At 39.1% G+C, this 22,054-nt stretch carries 19 protein-coding genes; 3 read left to right on the forward strand and 16 right to left on the reverse strand.

Annotated features, from left to right (window positions below; all coding sequences use genetic code 11):
• Nucleotides 1-1,355: 1,355 nt before the first annotated feature.
• Both Q4D72_RS01270 and bioB read right to left on the reverse strand, forming a co-directional pair.
• Entirely contained in the window at nucleotides 1,356-1,478 is a 123-nt protein-coding gene (locus Q4D72_RS01270; protein WP_303075605.1) for a hypothetical protein, read from the reverse strand.
• Complete coding sequence (gene bioB / locus Q4D72_RS01275; protein ID WP_303075606.1) at nucleotides 1,468-2,562, reverse strand: biotin synthase BioB; 1,095 nt, start codon at nucleotides 2,560-2,562, stop codon at nucleotides 1,468-1,470. The genes Q4D72_RS01270 and bioB overlap by 11 nt, the downstream gene beginning before the upstream one ends.
• Nucleotides 2,563-2,900: 338 nt before the next feature.
• On the opposite strand from bioB, the gene Q4D72_RS01280 reads away from it, so the two are divergent.
• Nucleotides 2,901-4,724, forward strand: a complete 1,824-nt coding sequence (locus tag Q4D72_RS01280) for a lysophospholipid acyltransferase family protein (RefSeq protein WP_303075607.1) — start codon at nucleotides 2,901-2,903, stop codon at nucleotides 4,722-4,724.
• 71 nt (nucleotides 4,725-4,795) lie between these two features.
• On the forward strand, nucleotides 4,796-6,178 hold the full coding sequence (locus tag Q4D72_RS01285; protein ID WP_303075608.1) for a leucine-rich repeat domain-containing protein: 1,383 nt from the start codon (nucleotides 4,796-4,798) through the stop codon (nucleotides 6,176-6,178).
• Between the two features lie 298 nt (nucleotides 6,179-6,476).
• Here Q4D72_RS01285 and galE read toward each other — a convergent pair whose 3' ends face one another.
• The 6 genes from galE to Q4D72_RS01315 all read right to left on the reverse strand — a co-directional run bounded on the left by galE (nucleotide 6,477) and on the right by Q4D72_RS01315 (nucleotide 13,642).
• On the reverse strand, nucleotides 6,477-7,499 hold the full coding sequence (galE, locus tag Q4D72_RS01290; protein WP_303075609.1) for a UDP-glucose 4-epimerase GalE: 1,023 nt from the start codon (nucleotides 7,497-7,499) through the stop codon (nucleotides 6,477-6,479).
• A 67-nt stretch (nucleotides 7,500-7,566) separates the two neighbouring features.
• Nucleotides 7,567-8,226, reverse strand: a complete 660-nt coding sequence (gene deoC, locus Q4D72_RS01295) for a deoxyribose-phosphate aldolase (protein ID WP_303075610.1) — start codon at nucleotides 8,224-8,226, stop codon at nucleotides 7,567-7,569.
• Nucleotides 8,227-8,451: 225 nt separating this feature from the next.
• Complete coding sequence (locus tag Q4D72_RS01300) at nucleotides 8,452-8,967, reverse strand: hypothetical protein (protein ID WP_303075611.1); 516 nt, start codon at nucleotides 8,965-8,967, stop codon at nucleotides 8,452-8,454.
• Between the two features lie 105 nt (nucleotides 8,968-9,072).
• Nucleotides 9,073-11,256 (reverse strand): S46 family peptidase, encoded by a 2,184-nt coding sequence (locus tag Q4D72_RS01305; RefSeq protein WP_303075612.1) that lies wholly within the window; start codon nucleotides 11,254-11,256, stop codon nucleotides 9,073-9,075.
• A 779-nt stretch (nucleotides 11,257-12,035) separates the two neighbouring features.
• Nucleotides 12,036-12,728 (reverse strand): DUF6261 family protein, encoded by a 693-nt coding sequence (locus Q4D72_RS01310; protein WP_303075613.1) that lies wholly within the window; start codon nucleotides 12,726-12,728, stop codon nucleotides 12,036-12,038.
• Nucleotides 12,729-13,045: 317 nt separating this feature from the next.
• On the reverse strand, nucleotides 13,046-13,642 hold the full coding sequence (locus Q4D72_RS01315) for a nitroreductase family protein (protein WP_303075614.1): 597 nt from the start codon (nucleotides 13,640-13,642) through the stop codon (nucleotides 13,046-13,048).
• Nucleotides 13,643-13,891: 249 nt separating this feature from the next.
• On the opposite strand from Q4D72_RS01315, the gene Q4D72_RS01320 reads away from it, so the two are divergent.
• Entirely contained in the window at nucleotides 13,892-14,488 is a 597-nt protein-coding gene (locus Q4D72_RS01320) for a lipoprotein signal peptidase (RefSeq protein WP_303075615.1), read from the forward strand.
• 12 nt (nucleotides 14,489-14,500) lie between these two features.
• On the opposite strand, the gene Q4D72_RS01325 is transcribed toward Q4D72_RS01320, so the two are convergent.
• From Q4D72_RS01325 to tatA, 8 genes are all read right to left on the reverse strand, one after another.
• Entirely contained in the window at nucleotides 14,501-15,070 is a 570-nt protein-coding gene (locus tag Q4D72_RS01325; RefSeq protein WP_303075616.1) for a 5-formyltetrahydrofolate cyclo-ligase, read from the reverse strand.
• 9 nt (nucleotides 15,071-15,079) lie between these two features.
• Nucleotides 15,080-15,925 carry a glycoside hydrolase family 25 protein gene (locus Q4D72_RS01330; RefSeq protein WP_303075617.1) on the reverse strand — a complete coding sequence of 282 codons (846 nt, stop codon included), beginning with the start codon at nucleotides 15,923-15,925 and terminating at the stop codon, nucleotides 15,080-15,082.
• Between the two features lie 53 nt (nucleotides 15,926-15,978).
• Nucleotides 15,979-18,111 carry a glycoside hydrolase family 97 protein gene (locus Q4D72_RS01335; protein ID WP_303075618.1) on the reverse strand — a complete coding sequence of 711 codons (2,133 nt, stop codon included), beginning with the start codon at nucleotides 18,109-18,111 and terminating at the stop codon, nucleotides 15,979-15,981.
• Nucleotides 18,112-18,168: 57 nt separating this feature from the next.
• Nucleotides 18,169-18,744, reverse strand: coding sequence for a gliding motility lipoprotein GldD (gene gldD / locus Q4D72_RS01340; RefSeq protein ID WP_303075619.1), 576 nt, complete (start codon nucleotides 18,742-18,744; stop codon nucleotides 18,169-18,171).
• A 15-nt stretch (nucleotides 18,745-18,759) separates the two neighbouring features.
• Nucleotides 18,760-20,037, reverse strand: coding sequence for a gliding motility-associated protein GldE (gene gldE / locus Q4D72_RS01345; protein ID WP_303075700.1), 1,278 nt, complete (start codon nucleotides 20,035-20,037; stop codon nucleotides 18,760-18,762).
• Nucleotides 20,038-20,179: 142 nt separating this feature from the next.
• Nucleotides 20,180-20,590: a single-stranded DNA-binding protein gene (locus tag Q4D72_RS01350; protein ID WP_303075620.1), complete on the reverse strand. Its 411-nt coding sequence runs from the start codon at nucleotides 20,588-20,590 to the stop codon at nucleotides 20,180-20,182.
• A 34-nt stretch (nucleotides 20,591-20,624) separates the two neighbouring features.
• Nucleotides 20,625-21,716, reverse strand: a complete 1,092-nt coding sequence (mutY, locus tag Q4D72_RS01355) for an A/G-specific adenine glycosylase (protein WP_303075621.1) — start codon at nucleotides 21,714-21,716, stop codon at nucleotides 20,625-20,627.
• A gap of 56 nt (nucleotides 21,717-21,772) precedes the next feature.
• Nucleotides 21,773-21,970 carry a twin-arginine translocase TatA/TatE family subunit gene (tatA, locus tag Q4D72_RS01360; RefSeq protein WP_303075622.1) on the reverse strand — a complete coding sequence of 66 codons (198 nt, stop codon included), beginning with the start codon at nucleotides 21,968-21,970 and terminating at the stop codon, nucleotides 21,773-21,775.
• Nucleotides 21,971-22,054 lie beyond the last annotated feature (84 nt).

The following is a 22,054-nucleotide window of genomic DNA, read 5'->3' on the forward strand; positions in this document are numbered from 1 at the left end:
CTTTGTCAAAGTTGAAAACTTTGACAAAGGTTTTTTTACATCATTCATCAACACGAATTTATCAAAAAGAATAAAAAAGTAGTAATTCGCTGTCACGAATTTACTAAAAAATAGTGAGTACATCACCTTTGTCAAAGTTGAAAACTTTGACAAAGGTTTTTTTACATCATTCATCAACACGGATTTATCAAAAAGAATAAAAAAGTAGTAATTCGCCGTCACGAATCTACTAAAAAATAGTGAGTACATTACCTTTGGCAAAGTTGAAAACTTTGCCAAAGGTTTTAATAAGTAATTAGCTAAGATGAATTTACTAAAATGAATTTAAAATAAGTAATTCGTCTTCACGAATTTATTAAGATAAATTGAAAAATAGTAATTCGTCTTAACGAATTTACTGAAATGAATTTAAAATACGCAATTCGCCTTGACGAATTTAGTCTTATAAATTGAAATAACTAATTCGTCTCAACGAATCCATTGTTATAAACTAAAATAACAAATTCGTCGAGACGAATTTTGTGAAATAAAAATAAACAGTTAATTCGTGTTGGCGAATAGATAAAACACTTGCAAGTTTACCTAATTCGTCTTGACTAATTAGTATATTTTTCTTTTATGATAGAAAATAATCCTGACGAATTTCCCTTTGAAGGGGGGAAGAGGGATATCTTTCTCTCGGATACTCGTCTAAAAGAAAATTTTAAGCAAATTAATCCCAATGAATGACTTAAATATAGTAAAGTTAGGATAAATCGCCATGTCCATTCCCCTTTTGAAGCGTGTTAGAAAGATATTCTCCTCTCCAAATCCCCCTTTGAAGGGGTTGGGGGGATGTCCTTCTAAAATAATAACTTAAATATGCTAAAAAGCATATCAATATGGATAACGAATTGCAATTCTATATTTTATAAAAGCAGAAAAAGGAAGAGGCATACAGAAAAATAATACTATTTGCATAGGTATCTTGACACTGATTATTGATTTATTTATATGTAGAAGTAATTCGTGCGCACGAACGATTATAAAATAAATTGAAGCGCCGGTGCAGGGCGTACGTTTTTACCAAACCGACGTAAAACGGATAAGATATAGCTAACCCATTTTAAATTGTAGTTGTTTTCAAGAGTGATTTTCGACCTTGGAGACGAAGCGTTAAAAAAATCAATGAATGAAGCGTGGAAAATATCCGCTGTTCGAAGCGACCGCAGGGAGCAAGTTCGGAGATTTTCAGCGAAATAAAATTGATTTTTAGCGTAGTATCCAAAGTCTTGAATTTTTGGTTCTTTTGTTTCAAGACAAAAGAACAGATATAAAAAGACAAATTACATAGAGGTAGCTATATACCGGCAGAATTACGCCACAATCCTGACCCATACGGCAAAAAACAAAAAATCCGAAAGAAAATAACTTCCGGATTTTTTGTTCTGTATTACGATGAGTGTGTCAAACGCAGAAAGCTGAGCATCAATCTTCATTGATTCTTGTTTTGCGTTTGTTTTCGTTGCGTTCAATTTTATGTGCGGGGCGTGTCCATTTAGGGTTTTCGCCTAAGGCAACAAATTCGGAATCTTCCGCCTCTACGGTGGTGGGTTGGGCGTGCTTTTCAAAGGGTTTTTGCGTGCGAAGTCCCAGCATTTCAAACATCATCATATCTTCATTGATGTTCGGATTGGGGGTGGTCAGTAGTTTGTCGCCCGCAAAAATGGAATTGGCTCCTGCGAAGAAACACATTGCTTGCCCTTCACGGCTCATTTGGGTTCGTCCTGCCGAAAGACGCACCTGTGTTTCAGGCATCACGATACGGGTGGTAGCAATCATCCGAATCATTTCCCAGATTTCAACTGGCTTCTGGTCTTCCATCGGCGTGCCTTCCACCGCCACCAAAGCGTTGATGGGCACGGACTCGGGTTGCGGGTTTAGCGTGGAAAGTGCCACGAGCATTCCCGCACGGTCTTCCAACGATTCACCCATCCCGATGATGCCACCGCTACACACGGTGATGTTTGTTTTCCGGACGTTTTCAATGGTTTGCAGCCGGTCTTCAAAGCCTCTGGTCGAGATGACTTCTTTGTAATATTCTTCCGAAGTATCCAAATTGTGGTTGTAGGCGTACAAGCCGGCTTCTGCCAGTCGTTTCGCCTGATTTTCAGTAATCATACCGAGCGTGCAGCAAACTTCCATATTGAGTTTGTTGATGGTTCGCACCATTTCAAGCACTTGGTCAAATTCGGGTCCGTCTTTCACGTTTCGCCACGCGGCGCCCATACACACGCGTGAAGCCCCCGACGATTTGGCTCGTAAGGCTTGGGCTTTAACGTGCGAAACACTCATCATTTCCTCAACTTCAACTCCCGTGTGATAGCGGGCAGCCTGCGGGCAATAACCACAGTCTTCCGAGCAACCTCCCGTTTTGATAGAGAGCAAGGTCGATACCTGTACCGTGTTGGGGTCGTGGTGTTTACGATGCACGGTGGCGGCTTCGTAAAGTAAATCCATCAGGGGTTTGTTGTAAATGGCGATGATTTCTTCTTTGGTCCAATTATGTCGAGTTTCAGTCATATTTTTTTTTCAGTTTTTATATCTATTAAATAGTGGTCGGGCAAACGAGGTGGTTTTTCAGAGTGAAAACAAATCCGACCCGAAAAATTTTCGAACTGCAAAAATAATAAATATAATGAGTTGTTAATTCTTTTTGAAAAAAAATATTTTCACGAGGCTGTTTCTGCCTAAATGACACCAAAATTATAAAACTCTTGGGGTTGTGTTAATGCGTTTATTATTAGATGTTTATTGTTTTTGAGTTAAATTTTATTACGGCTAATTGAAAAAACTTTTTTATTTTTAAAATTTATTTTTCTACCTTTGTAAATTGTTAAGAAAAACATAATTGTTTATATATGGGACTTGTGAGTGCGCAAGAGGTGGCAAAAGCCATCAATCTTGATAAATATGGGGTTGTAGGAACTTTTGGGGGTTGGACGCTGATGAAGTTGCTCCGACTTTCAAAACTCAATGCCATTTACACCCGAAACAAGCATTTGCAAGGCATTGAATTCCTTAATAGTATCTTGGATGAATTTGAAATTCAGTTTCAAATTCCGGAAGAAGATTTACGAAATATCCCCAAAGACGGCGCTTTTATTACCATATCCAATCACCCTCTCGGGGGAATTGACGGGATTTTATTGCTAAAATTATTGCTTGAAAAACGTCCCGATTTTAAGATTATGGCGAACTTTCTGTTGCAACGTATTGAGCCGTTAGCCCCGTACGTGATGCCCGTTAATCCGTTTGAAAACCACAAAGATGCAAAGTCGAGTGTGTTGGGTTTTAAACAAACAATCAAGCATTTACAAGAAGGAATGCCACTGGGGCTTTTCCCCGCAGGCGAAGTTTCGGTAAGTCGTGAAGGAAAACTCGTGGTGGACAAGCCTTGGGAAGAAGCCGCGATGAAGCTCGCCAAAAAAGCAAAAGTGCCTGTTATCCCGATTTATTTTCACGCCAAAAACAGCAAATTGTTCTATACGCTTTCTAAAATAAGTGATACGTTGCGCACGGCAAAATTGCCTTCTGAATTATTAACGCAAAGAAAAAGAACGATTTATATCCGAATTGGGAAGCCCATTTCCGTTCAGGTACAAGAGGAATATAAAGATATTGAATCGTACACCGAGTTTTTGCGAAAGAAAACGTATATTTTGGCCAACGCCTTTGAGCAGAGTAATAAATTTATTCCGTTGGGAACTGTTTTAAAGTCGAATAAAACGGCAAAACAGCCTGAGGAAATCATTGAGCCTGTTGGTGCAGAACTCGTTGAAAATGAAATTAAATTGATTACCGATAAGGGCTTCCGATTGCTGAAAAATAACAATTACGAAGTGTTTTTAGCACCTTATTGCGAAATTCCGAATATAATGAAGGAGATAGGCAGGCTTCGTGAAGTTACTTTCCGTGAAGTAGGGGAAGGAACAAATGCTTCCATTGATTTGGATAATTTTGATGAATATTACCACCATTTATTCCTTTGGGATTCAGATAATAAAAAAGTGGCGGGAGCTTATCGTATGGGCTTGGGAGCTGAAATTTTCCCTAAACACGGCATTGATGGGTTTTACACGCATAGTTTGTTCCGTTTTGAACCGGAACTTCACGATATGATGAGCAAAACCATTGAAATGGGACGGGCGTTTGTAATCCCTGAGTATCAGCAAAAACCGATGCCGTTATTCTTACTTTGGAAGGGAATTGCTCACACCACATTGCGCCACCCTGAGCATCATTATTTGTTGGGAGGTGTGAGCATCAGTAATCAGTTTTCAAACTTTTCAAAATCGTTGATGATTGAGTTTATGAAATCAAATTTTTACGACCCGTATGTAGCTCAGTACGTGCGTCCTAAAAAAGAATTTAAAGTAAAACTCAACGATGCTGACAAAGATTTTATCTTTGACGAAACACAAGCCGATTTGAATAAATTCGATAAAATTATTGACGAACTTGAGCCCGGAAATCTCCGTTTGCCGGTTTTGATAAAAAAATATATCAAGCAGAATGCCAAGGTGATAGCCTTTAATGTTGATCCGATGTTTAACAACGCCATTGACGGATTGATGTACATCCGCATTGCCGATTTACCCGAAAGTACAATGAAACCGGTGATGGAGGAATTTCAAGCCGAGTTGGAAGCCAAAGCAAAAGAAAAAAACGAAAACGCAGGCTGATTTCCTTATTTTTAAAGCAGTAAATAACTTTTCTTAAATCACTTACCTTTGAAGTGAATGTAAAATCATATATGAGTCCGATACTGAAAAAAACTACTTTCTTTTTGTTTATTCTGTTGATTAACAGTGTTTTTTCACAAGAAATGCCGCCGTTATTCCGCATTGAAAATAACGTGCTGAAAGGTTGTGATTGTGAACAAATTCCGTCAAGTGGGCATATTGAAATCCCATATTTTGTTAAAAAGATTGAGAAAGAGGTTTTTGCAAATTGTTACCAATTAAAGTCGATTGAAATTCCCGATACAATTGAGAGTATTGCAGAGAGAGCATTTTTTAATTGTAACAATATCAAAGTGATAAATATCCCCGATGGTGTTTTACGGATTGAAAAAGAAGCCTTTGCGTCTTGCTCAAATCTGGAAGCACTGCATTTTGCGGGGTCGGTTCAAAAAATTGGTGATGCCGCCTTTAAATCCTGCGTGAGTTTAGAACGAATCACCTTGCCTGAATCCATTATTTCTTTTGGAGCGAGTGTTTTTGAAGATTGCACAAGTTTAAAAAGTGTGATTCTTCCGCAGCAACTTATCAGTTTGCCGTATCGTACTTTTTTTCAGTGTAAAAGCCTAAAAACAATCACTATTCCGCAGCAAATTGCCCACATCGGGGCGAGTGCGTTCGCTTTCTGTAATTCATTGACTTCCGTAAAGATAACGGGCGAATTACAAATTGTTGGTAACGACGCTTTTGAAAATTGCAGGTCGTTAAAAGAAATTCATTTGCCGGAAACCGTTGCCGAATTAGGAGCCAGCGCTTTTTATAACTGTACGCAACTTGAAGTTGTAAGTTTGCCCAAGCAACTTACGCACATCAAGAATGATACCTTTCTGGACTGTACTCAATTGCACACCGTTATATTGCCTGAGAAGTTACAGAAAATTGGAATGAATGCCTTCCGGAATTGTCACAACATCACATATATTGAACTGCCTAATACGGTTACGGACATCCTTTTTGGGGCGTTTAGCGGTTGCAAAAATTTGAAAGTCGTTAAATTATCAAAATTAACGAGCCACTTGGGATATAACGCCTTTGCGGGTTGTGAAAATTTACAACGAATTGAACTGCCTGATATGCTAACGGAAGTGAGCGACAAGGTTTTTTATGATTGTAAACGTTTGGTTTCGGTAAGGATGCCAAAAAATGTGCAACATATCGGGGTGCAGGCTTTTTACGGGTGCGAATCGTTAAGAAGCATACGCATTCCGGAAAGTGTTTCAAAAATTGGTTTGGAAGCCTTTCGAGGGTGCTCCGCTTTGCAAGAAATTCGTTTGGAGGCACTTACCCCACCTGAAATCACTCGCTCTATCGGATATAAGGGAATTATCATCGTGCCTAAAAAGAGCAAACAAGCCTATCAAGAAAATCCGTTGTGGAATGGCAATGTCTTGAAATAGTAGCCTACGCACAATTGTGCATTAGTCCCATCATATAAAAGAATAAAAAGCAGTGAGCAAAATTCGGTAGAACAATAAAAAGAAGGTTAAGCATAGATGTTCTTGCTGTAAAATAATTAAAAGAATAGAAAACAGCAATAAAAATTTGCTTGCAAGAGATGAAATGATAAAAGCACAATTATTAATGATGTACTTCAAGTTGTTTTAAATAGAAATATACACAAAATGTTTTGGCTCAATAAGCGCTGTTTTATGCAGACTTATTGAACCATTTTTATGTTTTGTTTTGATACGCGCACTATCGCCCACGCACTTTCTTTTCCCATTTCCAAGCCGAAGCCATTGCTTCATCTAAGGTTGATTTTGATTTCCAGCCTAAAATGTTGTTTGCTTTGTCGGTATTGGCGTAGGCAGCTGTGATGTCGCCTGCACGTCTTCCAACGATTTGATAATTCAATTTTTCACCGGAAACCCGCTCAAAACTGTTTATTACTTCCAAAACACTGCTTCCCGTTCCTGTCCCCACGTTGAAAACTTCGTAATTTTCAGTGTTCTTCCCGTCCAACAAACGTTGTAAGGCAACTACGTGTGCTTTTGCTAAATCCACCACGTGAATATAATCGCGAATGCAAGTGCCGTCGGGGGTTGGGTAATCATCACCAAAAACAGAAAGTTTTTCACGCAAGCCAATGCCCGTTTGGGTGATGAACGGAACTAAATTTTGAGGAACGCCAATAGGAAGCTCGCCAATTTCAGCCGAAGGGTGCGCCCCAATCGGATTGAAGTAACGCAGTGAAATTGCTTGCAAATGAGGTGTTACTTTGCAGGTGTCGGCAATAATTTCTTCGCCAATTTGCTTTGTGTTTCCGTAAGGCGACTCTGCTTTTTTCACCGGCGCATTTTCCGTAATTGGAAGTTCATCGGCTTGACCATATACCGTGCAGGAGGAGCTAAAAATGAAGTGTGCTTTGTCTTTTTTGCTCAGTTCTTGCAGTAAATATACTAATGTACTGAGGTTATTTTCGTAATAAAGCAAAGGTTTTTCTACGCTTTCGCCCACCGCTTTTGAGGCGGCAAAGTGTATCATTCCGGCAAGGTCTTGATGCCGTTTGAAGAAATCAATAACGGCTTGTTTGTCGCGCAAATCAAATTTCTCGAAAATAGGCTTTATGCCCGTGATGCTTTCAATGCGCGGAAGCACATCTTCTGACGAATTTGATAAATTATCAATGATAACAACCTCGAAACCCGAGTTTTGTAACTCAACTACCGTGTGCGAACCGATAAATCCGAGTCCGCCCGTTACAACAATTTTTTTCATATCTATAAACTATTTTTGTATTTCAACTAAAAATGAGTAAGGCAATTTTTGCTTGAAAATTACCTTATTAATAGCCTGTTCCCGTTTTTCCGGTTACGATGGCAATTCCGTTAGATGTTCCGATACGTTGCACACCCAAATTAATGTATTCCATTGCTGTTTGGAAGTCTCGAACACCGCCCGAAGCCTTAATTTTTGCTTTTCCGCTCACGGACTCTTTCATAAGAGTTACATCGGCAAGTGTAGCCCCGCCGGTGCCAAATCCTGTGGAGGTTTTTACAAAATCAGCCCCTGCTTGCACCGAAAGTTCACACGCCAACCGTTTTTGAGCATCGGTCAGGTAACAAGTCTCTAAAATGACTTTCAGCACCTTATTGCCACAGGCTTTTTTGATGAGCGTAATTTCGTCAAGCACTTTCTGAGTCTCACCCGATAGCAACCAACCTACGTTGATAACCATATCAATTTCGTCGGCTCCATCGGCAAGAGCCTGCTCAGTTTCAAATACTTTTGAGTGGGTGCTCATCGCCCCAAGCGGAAAACCGACAACACTGCATACCTTCACATCGGTTCCGGCTAAAAATTCTTTTGCGTAAGGCACATAACAGCTATTTACGCAAACGGAGAAAAAATTATACTTTACCGCTTCCTCGCAAAGCGTTTTTATTTCCGAAACGGTTGCCGCAGCTTTTAAGAGCGTGTGGTCGATATATTTGTTAAGTTCCATATTTTGATTTTAATATTTATTTTTAGTAAAAGAGTTCAAAATTTTTTAATAATAATATTGGTGAAAGTTGAGTCGTTTTTGTAACTGCTTGCAGAAATGAATTGCAAATTTACGGACTTATTCATTTTTGTGCAACCCATATAGAAAAAATGACGATTTTCTAAGTTTATTTTATTGAAAATCATATCCCTCTGCTCCTTTCAAAGGGGAAATGATACTGATAAATTAGTGTAAATTGCTATGTTTCAAAAGAATCTTCAAATGTTCATCACTGTTTAGTGCTTCACGTAATTTTTCTATATTTTTAACGCTCACCAACACTGTCTCCCCATTTTTTAAGGAAATAAATAACCCTTTGTTACCTGAAATATGATAAACCTTTCCGTATTGTGAACTAATTCTAATACCTGCTTTCATTTTACGATACGTGATGAGTTCCATTGCTTGAATTTCCTTAATAGGAATCGTTTTCTTTGAAAAAGGGAATGCTTCAATTTTAACAGACTGATTTGTAAGGGTTAATGATATATTCATCACGGAGAAAGTTAGTATGACAACAAACCAGAACAAAACCAAAAAAAGTAGCACCATATGCAATATTGGCGACTCTCCAAAAGGATTTTTTACAAAAAGATGTCTGTAAGCCCAGTAAATGAATAGAAGGCAAAATAACCACAAACCTATTTTAATCCAATCGGGAAGTAGTTTCTGTTTTTCAAAAAATAATGCATTTAATTCCATAAAAGTAATCGGTTTTTTAGTACAAAAATACTAAATCAGTTTGTTTCTGTCAATTAAAAAATATAAAAAATGCAGTCAGAGGTAGTGCTGACTGCATTTCGGAGTTTATTTACGTCTTTTTTTTGTTTTTTTGGAAGAAGAAGCGTTTTTCTTCGGATTTACGAGTTTCATTTCGTCAATCAAGTGTTTAGCTCCTGCATATTTGTCAATGACGAACAAAACATAACGAATATCCACCATTATATTACGGCAAATCGACGGGTCGTAGTGAATGTCGCTCATCGTGCCTTCCCAAACTCTGTCGAAGTTCAAACCGATTAAATTACCGTGCGCATCGATGGCGGGGCTTCCTGAATTGCCTCCCGTAGTGTGATTGGTGGCGATAAAACACACCGGCATTTTGCCGTTTTTGTCGGCATAGATTCCATAATCCTTCGTTTGGTAAAGCATTCGGAGTTTCTCGGGAACGTCAAATTCATAGTCTCCCGGCACATATTTTTCCATAACGCCCTCCAAATAAGTAACCGGCTCATAATGAACGGCATCAGAAGGCGAATACCCTTTCACTTTTCCGTATGTTACACGCAATGTGCTGTTGGCATCGGGGAAAATCCGGTCTTCCGGACGTGAAAATTCTAAAATTGCCTTCATATAGGTGCGTTGCAGGGCTTCAATTTCCGCATTGAGCTTGCCGTAAGTCGGGGCAACCTTCGCAACAAAATCATCAATCAAAACCGAAACGAATTGCATTCCCAAGTCGTTTTTAACAAGCTCTTTAAACTGTTCAGGAGAAGCGTTTAACAATTTTTCCACGCCTTCGGAAGAAGCAAGCAACGAATTGTTATACAACTGCTCGGGCAAGGTTTTTGCATCAAATTGCTGTAAATTTCGGCTTAAAAACTGCTTCGGCATATGTTGGGCGTAAAACAACGAGGCTTTTTCGAATACATCTCTGTCCACTGCCTTGTCATAGTCCTTAAACACATTGTTGAAGGTCGATTTTAGGTTTTTCTTTCTATCTTCAAACGACTGAACGCCACGATTTTCCAACACTTTCTCCAATTGCCAAATTCGGTAACCATTTGTAAGCAAATCAATGTTCCGCATTACGAATTCACTAAATAAGTCATTTGCGAGGCTATACGCTTCAATTTCTCGGTATTTTTGCTCAAAACTTGGTAATAAATGCCCGTATTCAGCCGATTTTCTGCTGTTTTTTACATTCTTCTTAAAAATTTCCTCCTGTTTTTGTTTCAAAGCCACGGCATTGGTTTTTTTCAAGCCTTGACTCTCGCCAATCCACTTTTTCCAGTAATTGGCAACGCGTGCATATTTGGAAGCGTACTTAATTTTAATGGCTTGGTCTTTGCGCATATATCCGTCCTGTACTTTTAGAACGACATCACGAATTCCGATTTTTGCAGGGTTTAAAACATCGGTAATCTGCTTAACGGCAACTGCCGGAAGGTATTCTTGCGTACGTCCGGGGTAACCGAAAACCATTGTGAAGTCATCTTCTGCAATTCCATCCAACGAAATGGGGAAATAATGCTTGGGCGTGTAGGGGACGTTGGTTTTTGCGTATTCGGCAGGTCGATTGTTTTGGTCTGCATAGATGCGGAAGAGTGCAAAGTCGCCCGTATGTCGCGGATACGCCCAGTTGTCGGTGTCTGAGCCAAATTTCCCGATGGAAGACGGCGGAGCACCCACCAAACGCACGTCCTTAAAGGTTTCAACAACAAATAAAATATATTGGTTTCCGTTATAGAAAGCCCGCACGCGGTTTTCCTGCCACGCCTCTTTTGGAGCGGATTTGACCAGTTCAGCAGTGTTTTTTTCTATCATTTGGGCTTTTTCGCTCTCGGACATTGCTTTTTCCGTTCCTTTAAGGATAGAAGCCGTAACGTCTTCGATACGAACTACAAACGTAACGGAGAGGTTTGGATTGGGAAGTTCTTCGCTCAAACTTTTTGCCCAGAAGCCCTCAGCCAAGTAATCGTTCTTAACCGAGGAGTGGGACTGAATTTCGCCGTATCCGCAGTGGTGATTGGTCAGCAGTAAGCCTTTGGGAGAAATTACTTCGGAAGTACAGCCGCCGTTAAAGTGTGGTACGGCATCTTTGAGCGACGAATGATTAACGCTGTAAATATCAGCCGCCGACATCTTCATTCCGAGTGATTGCATTTCTTTTTCATTCATTCCTTCCAAAAGCGAAGGAAGCCACATTCCGCCCTGCTGTGCGTAGAGCGAAACACAAAAAAGCAGGCATAAAAATTTTACGTATTTCATTATCTGTATTATTATGGATTAATTTTTTAAATTTTTTGGTTTTTTTATGTGTTATTTACATTAAAAATAATTCCCTGTTGGTATGGGCATATTGCATACGTCCGTTTACAATCCCCCATCGTAGGGGCGAATTGCAATTCGCCCTTACACAGGACGCACGTTGTAGGGACAAAATATTTTTTGCTCATTTATGTTTCCACATTGGTAGGGGCGTATTGCATACGCCCATTCACAATTACGAATTACGTGGGCGAATTGTAATTCGCCCCTACGCGGGATGTATGTTGTTTCTTTATGTTGCATACACCCATTCACAATTACCCATTACGTGGGCGAATTGCAATTCGCCCCTACATTGTGCATATATCATATTCCCGTGTTGAATATATCCGAAAATATATATTTATGGGTGTACGCACTGTGGGCGTATGCAATACGCCCCTACGGGTGTGTAAAAAATGTTAAATAACGTAACGAATAATCATTATATTATAACAATATATTGTGTATATTCATTTGTGTTTCCGCATTGGTAGGGGCGTATTGTATACGCCCATTCATAATACCCCATTACGTGGACGAATTGCAATTCGCCCCTACATTGTGCACATATCATATTCCCGTGTTGAATATATCCGAAAACATATATTTATAGTCGTACGCATTATGGGCGTATGCAATACGCCCATACAATGATGTTTGCACGTGCGGGCGAAATATATTTCGCCCCTACGGGTGTGTAAAAAACATTTTTTGATGGATTAACAATCCTAAAAAACTTATTTTTTACTGCGGCGGGCAACCGTGGTGTTTGCATCGTCAATCACTTGGGCAACGACCTGATAAAAATTTACGTATTTGTTTTCTTCCCGTAAGGCAGTCAAATAATTGACCAACTTGGTGTTGATTGTGGAAAGTAAAGGTCTTTTGAGTGATGTTGCCGATGCTTCGGCTTCGCGGGCAGAGATGGCTTTTTCGTATGCCATTCTTTCGGTTGAAAAAGCGGACTGACGACTGCGAAGCTCCTCAATCGTTTCGGAAACACCCGAAAGTTTACTGATACTTTCTTCCAACTCGGCTACGGAAAGGTCGCGCAAAAGTGAATCGATATGAGCCGACGCACTGGAATAATTCTCGCGCGTGATTTTGGTTCCGTAACGTTCGAAAACGGAATAAAGTTTATCGGCACTCTCCCGAATCTCGGTGGAACGCATTGACTTATATCCTTTAAGGATATTGTTCAGGTTGATGACAGTTTCGTCCCGTAAATTGTCGGCCTCCTCTAATTTTGACACAGCCATTTCTCTTTTTATGGCTACGGAGAGTGCGCTTGTTTGTGATTCGATGTTTGCGAATAGTTTTTTCAAAAACCAATCGGATTGCAATTCGGCTTGTTGTCCAAAAAGTTGAACCAAGCGATTGGCGATGTCTGCCAATTCGGATACGCGTGTTTTGTAATTTATTGTATTCATCTTGTTTTTGATTTTAAAAAATTGTTCTGTTTATAAGTTTGTATTAGTTTAGTAGCAAAAATGATGCCATAAGTTTTATAAAAATTACTCTTTTATGTAAAAAGAAGGTAATGCACAATTGTGCGTTGCTCTCTTTTTGGTTAAGAAGTGAATTTTCTGTTGTTAATTTGCTTCTTTTGGGTTGTGTTAGTAATTTATTGTTGTTTGTTGTGTTTTATTATGTAAAGAAAATAAGTTGCTTTGCTCATTGCTTTTCTTTTTGATAAAGGAATAAAAGCACAATTGTTTGTTGTTTTCTTTTTATTGTTTTGGTTAATTTAGATTTCAAAAATGATTTCTTCTGCCGGAATGCGTGATTTGGGTGTAATGTTCGGCTGATTGCTGTCGTTTGGGTCGCGATAACCGATGGCAACGGCGAAAAGCGTTTTGTATCCGTCTTGTTTTAAAATTTTGTCGTATTCTTCACATTGAATGCCTTCCATCGGGGTGCTATCGATGTTCATTGAAGCGCAGGCGCTTAAAAAATAACCCAGCGCAACGTATACTTGGCGGTGTAGCCAGTTTTTGGTTAGTGCTTCGCCTTGTGGTTTCATTTTTTGGAGGTAGTAATTTGTTTGTCCTTCGTTTAAATATTTTTTGATTTGTGATTGAAAGGTTTCGAGTTTCTCAATTCCTAAGAAGACAATTAAGTGACTTGCATTGTTTATTTTAGGTTCGTTAAAGAAGGAAACTTTTGCCAATTCGGCTTTTTTAGCTTCGTCGGACACAATCACAAACCGCCACGGCTGTGAATTGATGGAAGAAGGTGACAGGCGCAAAATTTCTTTCAGCTGCGCGATTTTCTCATCGGATATTTTTTGTTTTTGATATACTTTGGTGGTATATCGGTTTTTTGCGATTTCTAAAAAGTTCATTACAATTTGTTTAAAAAATGAAAATATGTTGTTTGAGACTCCAAAGGTAGGAAATAATTTTTAGTTTACGAAATTTTTCACGGATAAAATTAACGGCTTGTGCAGGCGATTTGTTTTTCTCGCCGTTGTTTGCAATGGTTTTGAATGGAACTTAATGCGCTTAAAAATACTTTTTTAGTCTCCTTTTTGGATTAAATTTTTGTTTTCCTCAAAAAAAATGTATTTTTGCAGTCTTTACGAAAAAACGATATGAAATTAAAGCACGCATTTCTTGTTATTTTACTAATTTTGATTGTTGACCAATGGAGCAAAATCTACGTTAAAACGCATTTTGTGTTGAATGAAAGCGTAGGGGTGTTTAGTTGGTTTAAAATTCTTTTTATTGAAAATGACGGGGCTGCGTGGGGAACAAAAATACCCGGTGAGTACGGCAAACTTGCCCTTACGCTCTTCCGGATTGTGGCTGTTTGCGGTTTCGGCTATTGGTTGTTTGATGCCGTTAGGAAGAAGCAAGCCTCGGTGTTAATCCTTTCCATCGCGTTGATTTTGGCGGGGGCTTTGGGTAACATCATTGATTCGGTGTTTTACGGGGTTATTTTTGACCACAGTTATGACAATATTGCCACGTTGTTTTCGCAACAACCTTACGGGACGTTGTTCCACGGTAAGGTGGTTGATATGTTTTATTTTCCGCTGATTGATACGAAACTGCCCGATTGGCTTCCGTTTTTTGGCGGTGAACGTTTTCGTTTCTTTGAGCCGGTTTTCAATGTGGCTGATGCAGCCATTAGCGTGGCAGTGGGCTTGCTGCTTGTCTTCAATAAAAAAGCCTTCCCGAAGAAATAAAAGTTTTACGCCTTATTTGCTGAATTTGAAGATGTTTGACGGTGTGATGCAGTAGTTTAGCGCGATGTCAAACGGATTTGTTTCGATAGTTTCCGTCTCCGGATTGAAGAAGGAAAGCCCTATTTTTATGGTTTCGGGCGAACATTGTTGCAAAAAACGGTCGTAAAAACCGCCGCCATACCCAATCCGATTTCCTTTATGGTCGTATGTCAATAGTGGTATGAAAACCACGTCTATTGCGGCAGGCGGGATTTCTTGTCCGTTTACGGGTTCGGGAACGCCCCACGGATTTTTTTTGAGCAGGGTTTCATCAGTGAGCAAAAAATGGCGTAATGTTTTGGTTTTGAGCTCTGTTTTAGGTACGGCAATTTGCTTTTCTTTTCCGTGCAGAATGGTCAAGATGTAACCGGTATCTACTTCTGCCAGTTTTTCAATCGGAAGGAAAATATGATAGGTTTTCAGGTGCCAAATGGGTAGTTTAAGTGCCTGATTGGCAATGTTGATGCTCATCGTATCGCGTTCAGTTTTTGAGAGTGCGAATCGGCGTTCTTTGCATTTGGTGCGGAGTTCGGCTTTTGTCATTTTACTGCTTTAAGGGATTAAGATTTCTTTTATTTTTTCGCGACTTCCGTTGTAAATGTTCAGGTCAATTTTCACTTTTGAACCCGGTGTAATACCATTTTCGGTGAATTGCCACATTGTCCAGTGGTGGAGCGGGGAAGGGGCTGGGACATTGTTGTAGTTGGCTATCCAAAGCGGGTATTTTCGGAAGCGTTGGTGCAGATAATCGTCGTAAAAACTGATATATGTGTAAATAATAGGTTTTTTTCCGTATTTTTTTTCAACGATATCAAGCCAAGTTTGGACATCGTTTAGAAACACGTCGATTGACTTGCTTTTGGGAAGTTTTTCAACGTCCAACACGGGGAGCAAGTCGCCTTTTTGTAATTTTACGTTTCTCAGATATGAATTTGCCTGTAAAACGGGGTCTTCATCGGGTCGGTAAAAGTGATAAGCCCCGCGAATAAGTTTGTATTTCTTGGCTTTTTCCCAAAAGAAAGGAAAATTTCGGTCGGTAGTGTTGTTGCCCATTGTTGCTCGAAAAATGGCGAACTCAAAGCGTATGTTTTTGTTTTTCAGATGGAGGCTGTCCCAAATGATGTCTTCTTTTTCCTGATAATGTGAAAGGTCAATGCCAAATACGTTATTTTTGTGTAAATCAATGATTTTATCAATGCGATGTTCTTCATACAGCGTGTTTATTTTTTTTGAAGAAATTTTATTTATAAGTTTTTGATAATAAGCAGGATATTGATGTCTTACATACAAAATGCCTGCGATGCTGCCACATACGCAAATGAAAAACAACAGCCAAAAGACATTCCACCGCGAATGCTTGTTTTTATGTCGATGTATTTTGCGTTTGTGTTTTTTCATTTTTATTTATGGTTTAAAAAACGGAGTGGCAGCAAGCCAATATTACGGATTGTTTAAGAACCTAAAAATCCGAATCCGTTGAGCTTGTTTTCATCGGTAACCTCAAAAATACTGATAGCGTATCCGCCTGCCGGAACTGAAACAAGTTTGATGGTGGTTTGAGGGGTTACAATTCCTTTGGCTATGTGATAAGCCTGCGGATTGTGTTTATAATCGGCGTTGTGCGCATCGCAGTAAATCGTGGCGATGTATTTTTTGTCGGCATCCAAAAAGTCGAGCAAAATCTCGGAATGAAAATGATGATATCCGGCTACATTACCGATAAACCAGTTGTTGGTGCCTTTGGCTTTTCGGGCTACGGTGATGTATTCACCGGGTTCGGCTTCCAGATAAATGCTTCTGTCCCAATCTACTGCAACATCCTTAATAAACTGAAAAACATCAGGAAAACGCTCATAATGTTCAGGTAGATCGCCTGCCATTTGTAAAGGGCTGTACATCGTAACGTAAAGTGCCAATTGATTACACAAAGTGGAATTCACACGCGAATGGTTTTCAGGATTTATATTGCTGAGTTGCATTTCAAAAATTCCGGGGGTGTAATCCATCGGGCCGCCCATTAATCGGGTAAAGGGCAAGATGCAAGTGTGATTGGGTCTGTTTCCGCCAAAGGCTTGAAATTCTGTTCCTTTTGCGGATTCTTGCGCCAGCAAATTCGGGTAGGTTCTGTGCAAGCCCGTTGGGTGAACCGCTTCGTGTGCATTGACCATAATTTTATATTCGGCAGCTTTTTTCACGGCATAGAGGTAATGATCAACCATCCATTGCCCGTAATGATGTTCCCCGCGCGGGATAATATCGCCCACATATCCGCTTTTCACTGACTTGTAGCCGTTTTCAACCATAAATTGGTAGGCTTTGTCAAGATGACGTTCATAATTCCGTACAGAACTTGACGTTTCGTGGTGCATTTGTAATGAAATGTTTTTGCTTCGGGCGTATTCGGTTAGCATTTTAACGTCAAAATCCGGATAGGGCGTAACAAAATCAAAAACGTAATCTTTTGATTTTCCGAACCAATCTTCCCAGCCTACGTTCCAACCTTCAACCAACAATTCATCAAATCCATTTTCGGCGGCAAAATCAATGTAACGTTTCACGTTTTCGTTATTGGCGCCGTGTTTTCCGTTGGGAGGCAATTTTGAGAAATCGGTAACGCCGAGTTGCACGCTTGGCACATCAGAATATGCCCAAGTGCTTTTGCCGGTAATCATTTCCCACCAGATGCCCATATATTTTACGGGTTTTATCCACGAAGTATCATCAAGGGCGCAAGGGTCGTTTAGGTTTAATATTAGTTTAGAAGCCAGAATGTTACGAGCGTCGTCGCTGATGATTATGGTTCGCCAAGGCGATTGAGCGGGTGCTTGTAAGTAGCCTTTGTAACCTTGTGCATCGGGTGTGAGCCACGTTTGAAAAGTTAGATTTTCATCGTTCAAATTCAGGTTCATAGCCGCGTAATTAACCAAAGCAGCCTCGTGAATATTGACGTAAAGTTTTTGATGAGCTGATTTGAGCATCAACGGTGTTTGGACGGCAGTTTCCGAAAAAACGTGTTGTGAGGCGTTCAGTGTTACGGCTTGTTTGTGTAACTCTCTGATTTCAGATAGTTTAGAAACCGTGTAGTCGTATTCTTGCGTGTCATAATCGCCTGCTATCCACCAAGTGATAAAATCCTCACCCATAGCGAATTGCGTTTTTTCTTCCTTAATGGTAAAATACGTTAGGTTGGGTTGTTGCGGAAATTCATACCGAAAGCCCAATCCGTCGTTAAACAAGCGGAAGTAAATAACCAAACTACGATTTGTGTTTTCTTGTAAGAGTTTGATTTTTAATTCGTTATAATGGTTTCGGATTTCTTTTTCTTCCCCCCAAACAGGTTGCCAAGTTTCATCAAAAGTTGAAATTTCGCTTTCAACCAATTTAAAGTGGTCGTAAAGCGAATGTTTTATAGCTTCGTCACAAACCGAATCACTTTTGGCAAGTTGCAACCCTAAAAAACTGGGTTTGATGACTTCAGTTTCTTTATAATGAAGTGAATAGGAAGGTTTTCCGTCGTTTACAGAAAAATGCAATGTAAGGTTTGTATCGGGGGAATTGAGTGATTGATTATTTTGTGAATTCATTGAAATATTAGCTATTAAATTTGAAACAAAAGGTAAACGATTCATAAACAATAAATACTATTTTTGGGAATGCCATCGCAGGCTTTCCATAATCTTTCGGACGTCTTTTTCCAAATAATGACTTGCCGGCTGAATGGAATCGTAATTTGGTACAACTTTAAAGTAAACAGAGCCGCTAATAAAGTTTGATACACTGTCAGTTACATAAAATTGTGCCTGTGAAGCGGCGTTGCCGTACACTTGGTAAAACATTCCGTAAACCCGTGTAGTATCGTTCATAAATAAATTTGAAGCGATATTATCGGCTTTGATGGTATGGTCATACGTGAATTTTTGTGCATCACGCAACAGATTACGAATATTGTTTTCTACTTTCTTGTAAGACAGATAAATAGTGGCTTTCATTTTTGGGTATTCAATATTGACGTCGCACGATTTGGATTTGCTTTTAATCTGAGCTGCCGTATTTACTTCAAATGAAAACGGACAAGAAGAGTTGTTACTATATGGTTGATAATCAGCTTTTGGATATTCCAACCGAAGTCCGGCTTTGGGCTTGGGAAGGGTTTCCGTTTGGCAGGCTGATAGTAATAAACTGCTTATTATCAAATATGTAAAAAAAAGTTTATTCATTTTGAGTAAGTTACGTTATTTTTCAAATCGATGAATTTTAATTTGTTTGATTCGTTTTTTATCGAAAGCTTCTACCGTAAAGGTGTAATTTTCAAACTGAATAGGGATATTTTTCTGTGGGAAATTTCCGGCAATTTCCAGCAGAAGTCCGGCTAAGGTTTCGGCTTCTCCGCGTTTTTCTTCAAACATAAGTTCTTCATCATCATTAAGTTGTAAAATTCGGTAAACATCTTTCAAGGTTGTTTTTCCTTCAAAAATAAAAGTGTTGTTGTCGATTTTTGAATAGGCAACATCGTCATCATCAAATTCGTCATTGATATTCCCTACGATTTCTTCAATAATATCTTCAAGGGTAACGATACCACGCGTACCGCCGTATTCATCAACCACAACGGCAAGGTGTATTTTTTTCTCTTGAAATTCGCTGAGCAGATCGTCCAGTTTTTTATTTTCAGGAACAAAAAAGGCTTTTCGTTTCACATTAACCCATTGAAAATCTGTTTTTTCGAGATGAGAAAGTAAATCCTTGGTGTAAATAACCCCTGTTATGGTATCAAGATTTTCGCTGTAAACGGGAATGCGTGAATATCCGTTTTTTACGATTTCAGAAAGAGCTTCTTGGAACGAAAGCTCTTCATTAAGGGCAAAAATATCAACGCGCGGAATCATCACTTCCCGTGTTTCGGTATTGCCAAACGAAACGATACTTTGGAGAATTTTCTTTTCTTCGTGAGTGGTGTCTTCTGATGAGGTAAGTTCCAGAGCCTGTGATAGTTGTCCAACTGAAATGTTGCTTGATTTTTTGCCAAATCGCTTTTGAATCCAAACGGTAAAAGCCTTCATCGGTATGGTTAAAGGCGTGAAAAGAATGTCAAGCACGTAAATCGGATAGGCAACCATTCGGGAAAACGAAAGATTATTGCGATTGGCGTATATTTTCGGGATAATTTCCCCGAAAAGCAAAATCATAAAGGTTACCAGCCCAATGTCCAAAATGGCTTTTATGAGCTCACTTTCAATATTTTGGAAAATAAAATTACCCAAATCAACAAACAGAAGCACAATTGAAATGTTAATTAAGTTATTGGCTATCAATATGGTGGCTAATAACTTTTTTGGGTCTTTCAGCAATTTGGCAATAATGTTGCCCACAGGGGATTTTTCTTCTTTAGCGTTGTTAATTTCGGTAGAAGAAAGCGAAAAAAGTGCCACTTCCGACCCTGAAATCAAGGCAGAACAGCCTAAAAGAATAAAAAACACAACAAACTGTATGATAACCGAAATGTCGGGCATACTAAAATTCAAAGCAATCGCAGGGCTTGCCAAGTACGTTAAAAACAGATTAAGGGGAGGCTCTAAATCCAAATCTTTGTAAAATTCGTTAAACAATATAAAACCATAACTTTCTTAATTTGAGGGTTTTGTTTTTTTTAAGTTAAAAAGGTAGCCCGTTGTCTTCCTTTTGCTGGTTTTCCGCAGGAGGAACGTTTGGTGTGCTTTGATTTTCTCTTTTGTTGGGTAACAGATTGATGTCCGTTACGTAAACTTCAACGGCATAGCGCATTGTTCCGTCTTCGGCTTGCCACTGACGGTTTTTCAGCCTGCCTTCCACGTAAATCAAATCGCCTTTGGTGGTGTATTTTTCAATAATTTCCGCCAATTTATTGCGTACCACGATGGTGTGCCAATCGGTATCGGTAACTTTTTCGTTGGTAGCTTTGTTTACGTACTCTTCATTGGTGGCTAACGGAAACCTACCAATGCAGTTACCTCCTTCAAAATAAGTCAGTTTGATGTTATCACCCAACCGACCGATGAGCATCACTTTGTTTAATGTTCCATTCATACTGATAAGGGTCTAATTTTTTCCAAAGATAAAACTAATTTTTTAAAAACCAAAATTCTTTAATGAAATTTGCAGTTAAAACAGAAACCGGAAAAGTTGTGATTTGTTTTGTATCTATTTTATTATCAATTACTTTTGCGATTTCAATAATCCAAAATCGTGCAAAAATATGTTGGTGTGAAAGTTTGTGAATTATTGGATTTTCAGTGTGTTGATATATTTTAAAATCGAAAAAACCTTGTTTTTTTAGTTCGTTTGTAACTTCTTCTTCCGAAAAATCACGCTCGGTTTCAAGAAGCGGAAATTCATAAAGTCCCTGCCAAATGTCTTTTTGTGTGCGTTTTATTAGCGATGTAAAATTCTGATTATCAGTAAAAACTAAATAGTTGAAAAACCGCTTTTTGATTTTGGTTTTCCCGATTTTTTTAGGCAGTTCATTTACATTTTGTCGGGCGTAAGCCACACAGGTTTCAGAGAATATACATTTCTGACAATCAGGTGATTGAGGTGTGCATTGTGTAGCTCCGAAATCCATCAGGGCTTGGTTGTACATTCCCGGATTAGGTTGGTGTAGTAAGTTGTTAGCCAGCGATTTGAAAAATGTTTTTCCTTCGGAAGAATCAATGGGAATGTCGATGCCAAAAACGCGAGCCAATACACGATATACATTTCCATCAACCACTGCGCAAGGTTCTGAATAACAGATTGATGCAATAGCACTTGCTGTGTAATCGCCTATACCTTTGAGTTTTAGGAGCGCCGCATATGATTTTGGGAATACGCCACCTTGTTCAAAAGCAATTTTTTTGGCTGTGTGGTGCAGGTTTCGGGCGCGCGAGTAATATCCCAGTCCTTGCCAGAGTTTTAAAACCTGCTCCTCATCGGCTTGTGCCAAATCAAAAACGGTTGGGAATGTTTCTGTAAATCGTTGATAATAAGGTAATCCTTGTGCTACGCGGGTTTGTTGCAAGATGATTTCGGAAAGCCAAATGCGATAAGGTTCCCTAGTTTTCCGCCAAGGTAAATCGCGCTTTTCAAAGGCATACCATTTGATGAGTTTGGAAGAAAAATCGTGAAAGTCCAAAGGTGATGAATTAAAAGCTGAAAAGGCAAAACAGAAATACATTAACCTGAACAATTGACAATCAATGTATTTCTGTTTTTTATGTAAAGCAAACTATTTTATTTTTTTTCAATAGAAGGCTTATTGTCGTCGGTTTCGTCATTTTTGGTTGCGTCTTTAAATTCTTTAATTCCGCTGCCTAACCCGCGCATTAATTCCGGAATTTTCTTTCCGCCGAAAAGCAATAAAATCAGCACCACAACCACGACAATTTGCCAAGGTCCGAAAATTCCTAAAAATATACTTGAAGCAATCATAATCGTTTTTTATTAAATTGACAGGCAAAGGTATAAATTTTATTTTGAAAAAGTGCAAAAAGAAAAAGTTAAATTTTTCAACAA

Source organism: Capnocytophaga sp. (assembly GCF_030532915.1).
Taxonomy (GTDB): domain Bacteria; phylum Bacteroidota; class Bacteroidia; order Flavobacteriales; family Flavobacteriaceae; genus Capnocytophaga.

Coding starts and splice junctions, on each gene's coding strand:
- Q4D72_RS01270 (WP_303075605.1), bottom strand. CDS start 1,478: ATGAAGATTGATGCTCAGCTTTCTGCGTTTGACACACTCATCGTAATA.
- bioB (WP_303075606.1), bottom strand. CDS start 2,562: ATGACTGAAACTCGACATAATTGGACCAAAGAAGAAATCATCGCCATT.
- Q4D72_RS01280 (WP_303075607.1), top strand. CDS start 2,901: ATGGGACTTGTGAGTGCGCAAGAGGTGGCAAAAGCCATCAATCTTGAT.
- Q4D72_RS01285 (WP_303075608.1), top strand. CDS start 4,796: ATGAGTCCGATACTGAAAAAAACTACTTTCTTTTTGTTTATTCTGTTG.
- galE (WP_303075609.1), bottom strand. CDS start 7,499: ATGAAAAAAATTGTTGTAACGGGCGGACTCGGATTTATCGGTTCGCAC.
- deoC (WP_303075610.1), bottom strand. CDS start 8,226: ATGGAACTTAACAAATATATCGACCACACGCTCTTAAAAGCTGCGGCA.
- Q4D72_RS01300 (WP_303075611.1), bottom strand. CDS start 8,967: ATGGAATTAAATGCATTATTTTTTGAAAAACAGAAACTACTTCCCGAT.
- Q4D72_RS01305 (WP_303075612.1), bottom strand. CDS start 11,256: ATGAAATACGTAAAATTTTTATGCCTGCTTTTTTGTGTTTCGCTCTAC.
- Q4D72_RS01310 (WP_303075613.1), bottom strand. CDS start 12,728: ATGAATACAATAAATTACAAAACACGCGTATCCGAATTGGCAGACATC.
- Q4D72_RS01315 (WP_303075614.1), bottom strand. CDS start 13,642: ATGAACTTTTTAGAAATCGCAAAAAACCGATATACCACCAAAGTATAT.
- Q4D72_RS01320 (WP_303075615.1), top strand. CDS start 13,892: ATGAAATTAAAGCACGCATTTCTTGTTATTTTACTAATTTTGATTGTT.
- Q4D72_RS01325 (WP_303075616.1), bottom strand. CDS start 15,070: ATGACAAAAGCCGAACTCCGCACCAAATGCAAAGAACGCCGATTCGCA.
- Q4D72_RS01330 (WP_303075617.1), bottom strand. CDS start 15,925: ATGAAAAAACACAAACGCAAAATACATCGACATAAAAACAAGCATTCG.
- Q4D72_RS01335 (WP_303075618.1), bottom strand. CDS start 18,111: ATGAATTCACAAAATAATCAATCACTCAATTCCCCCGATACAAACCTT.
- gldD (WP_303075619.1), bottom strand. CDS start 18,744: ATGAATAAACTTTTTTTTACATATTTGATAATAAGCAGTTTATTACTA.
- gldE (WP_303075700.1), bottom strand. CDS start 20,037: ATGCCCGACATTTCGGTTATCATACAGTTTGTTGTGTTTTTTATTCTT.
- Q4D72_RS01350 (WP_303075620.1), bottom strand. CDS start 20,590: ATGAATGGAACATTAAACAAAGTGATGCTCATCGGTCGGTTGGGTGAT.
- mutY (WP_303075621.1), bottom strand. CDS start 21,716: ATGTATTTCTGTTTTGCCTTTTCAGCTTTTAATTCATCACCTTTGGAC.
- tatA (WP_303075622.1), bottom strand. CDS start 21,970: ATGATTGCTTCAAGTATATTTTTAGGAATTTTCGGACCTTGGCAAATT.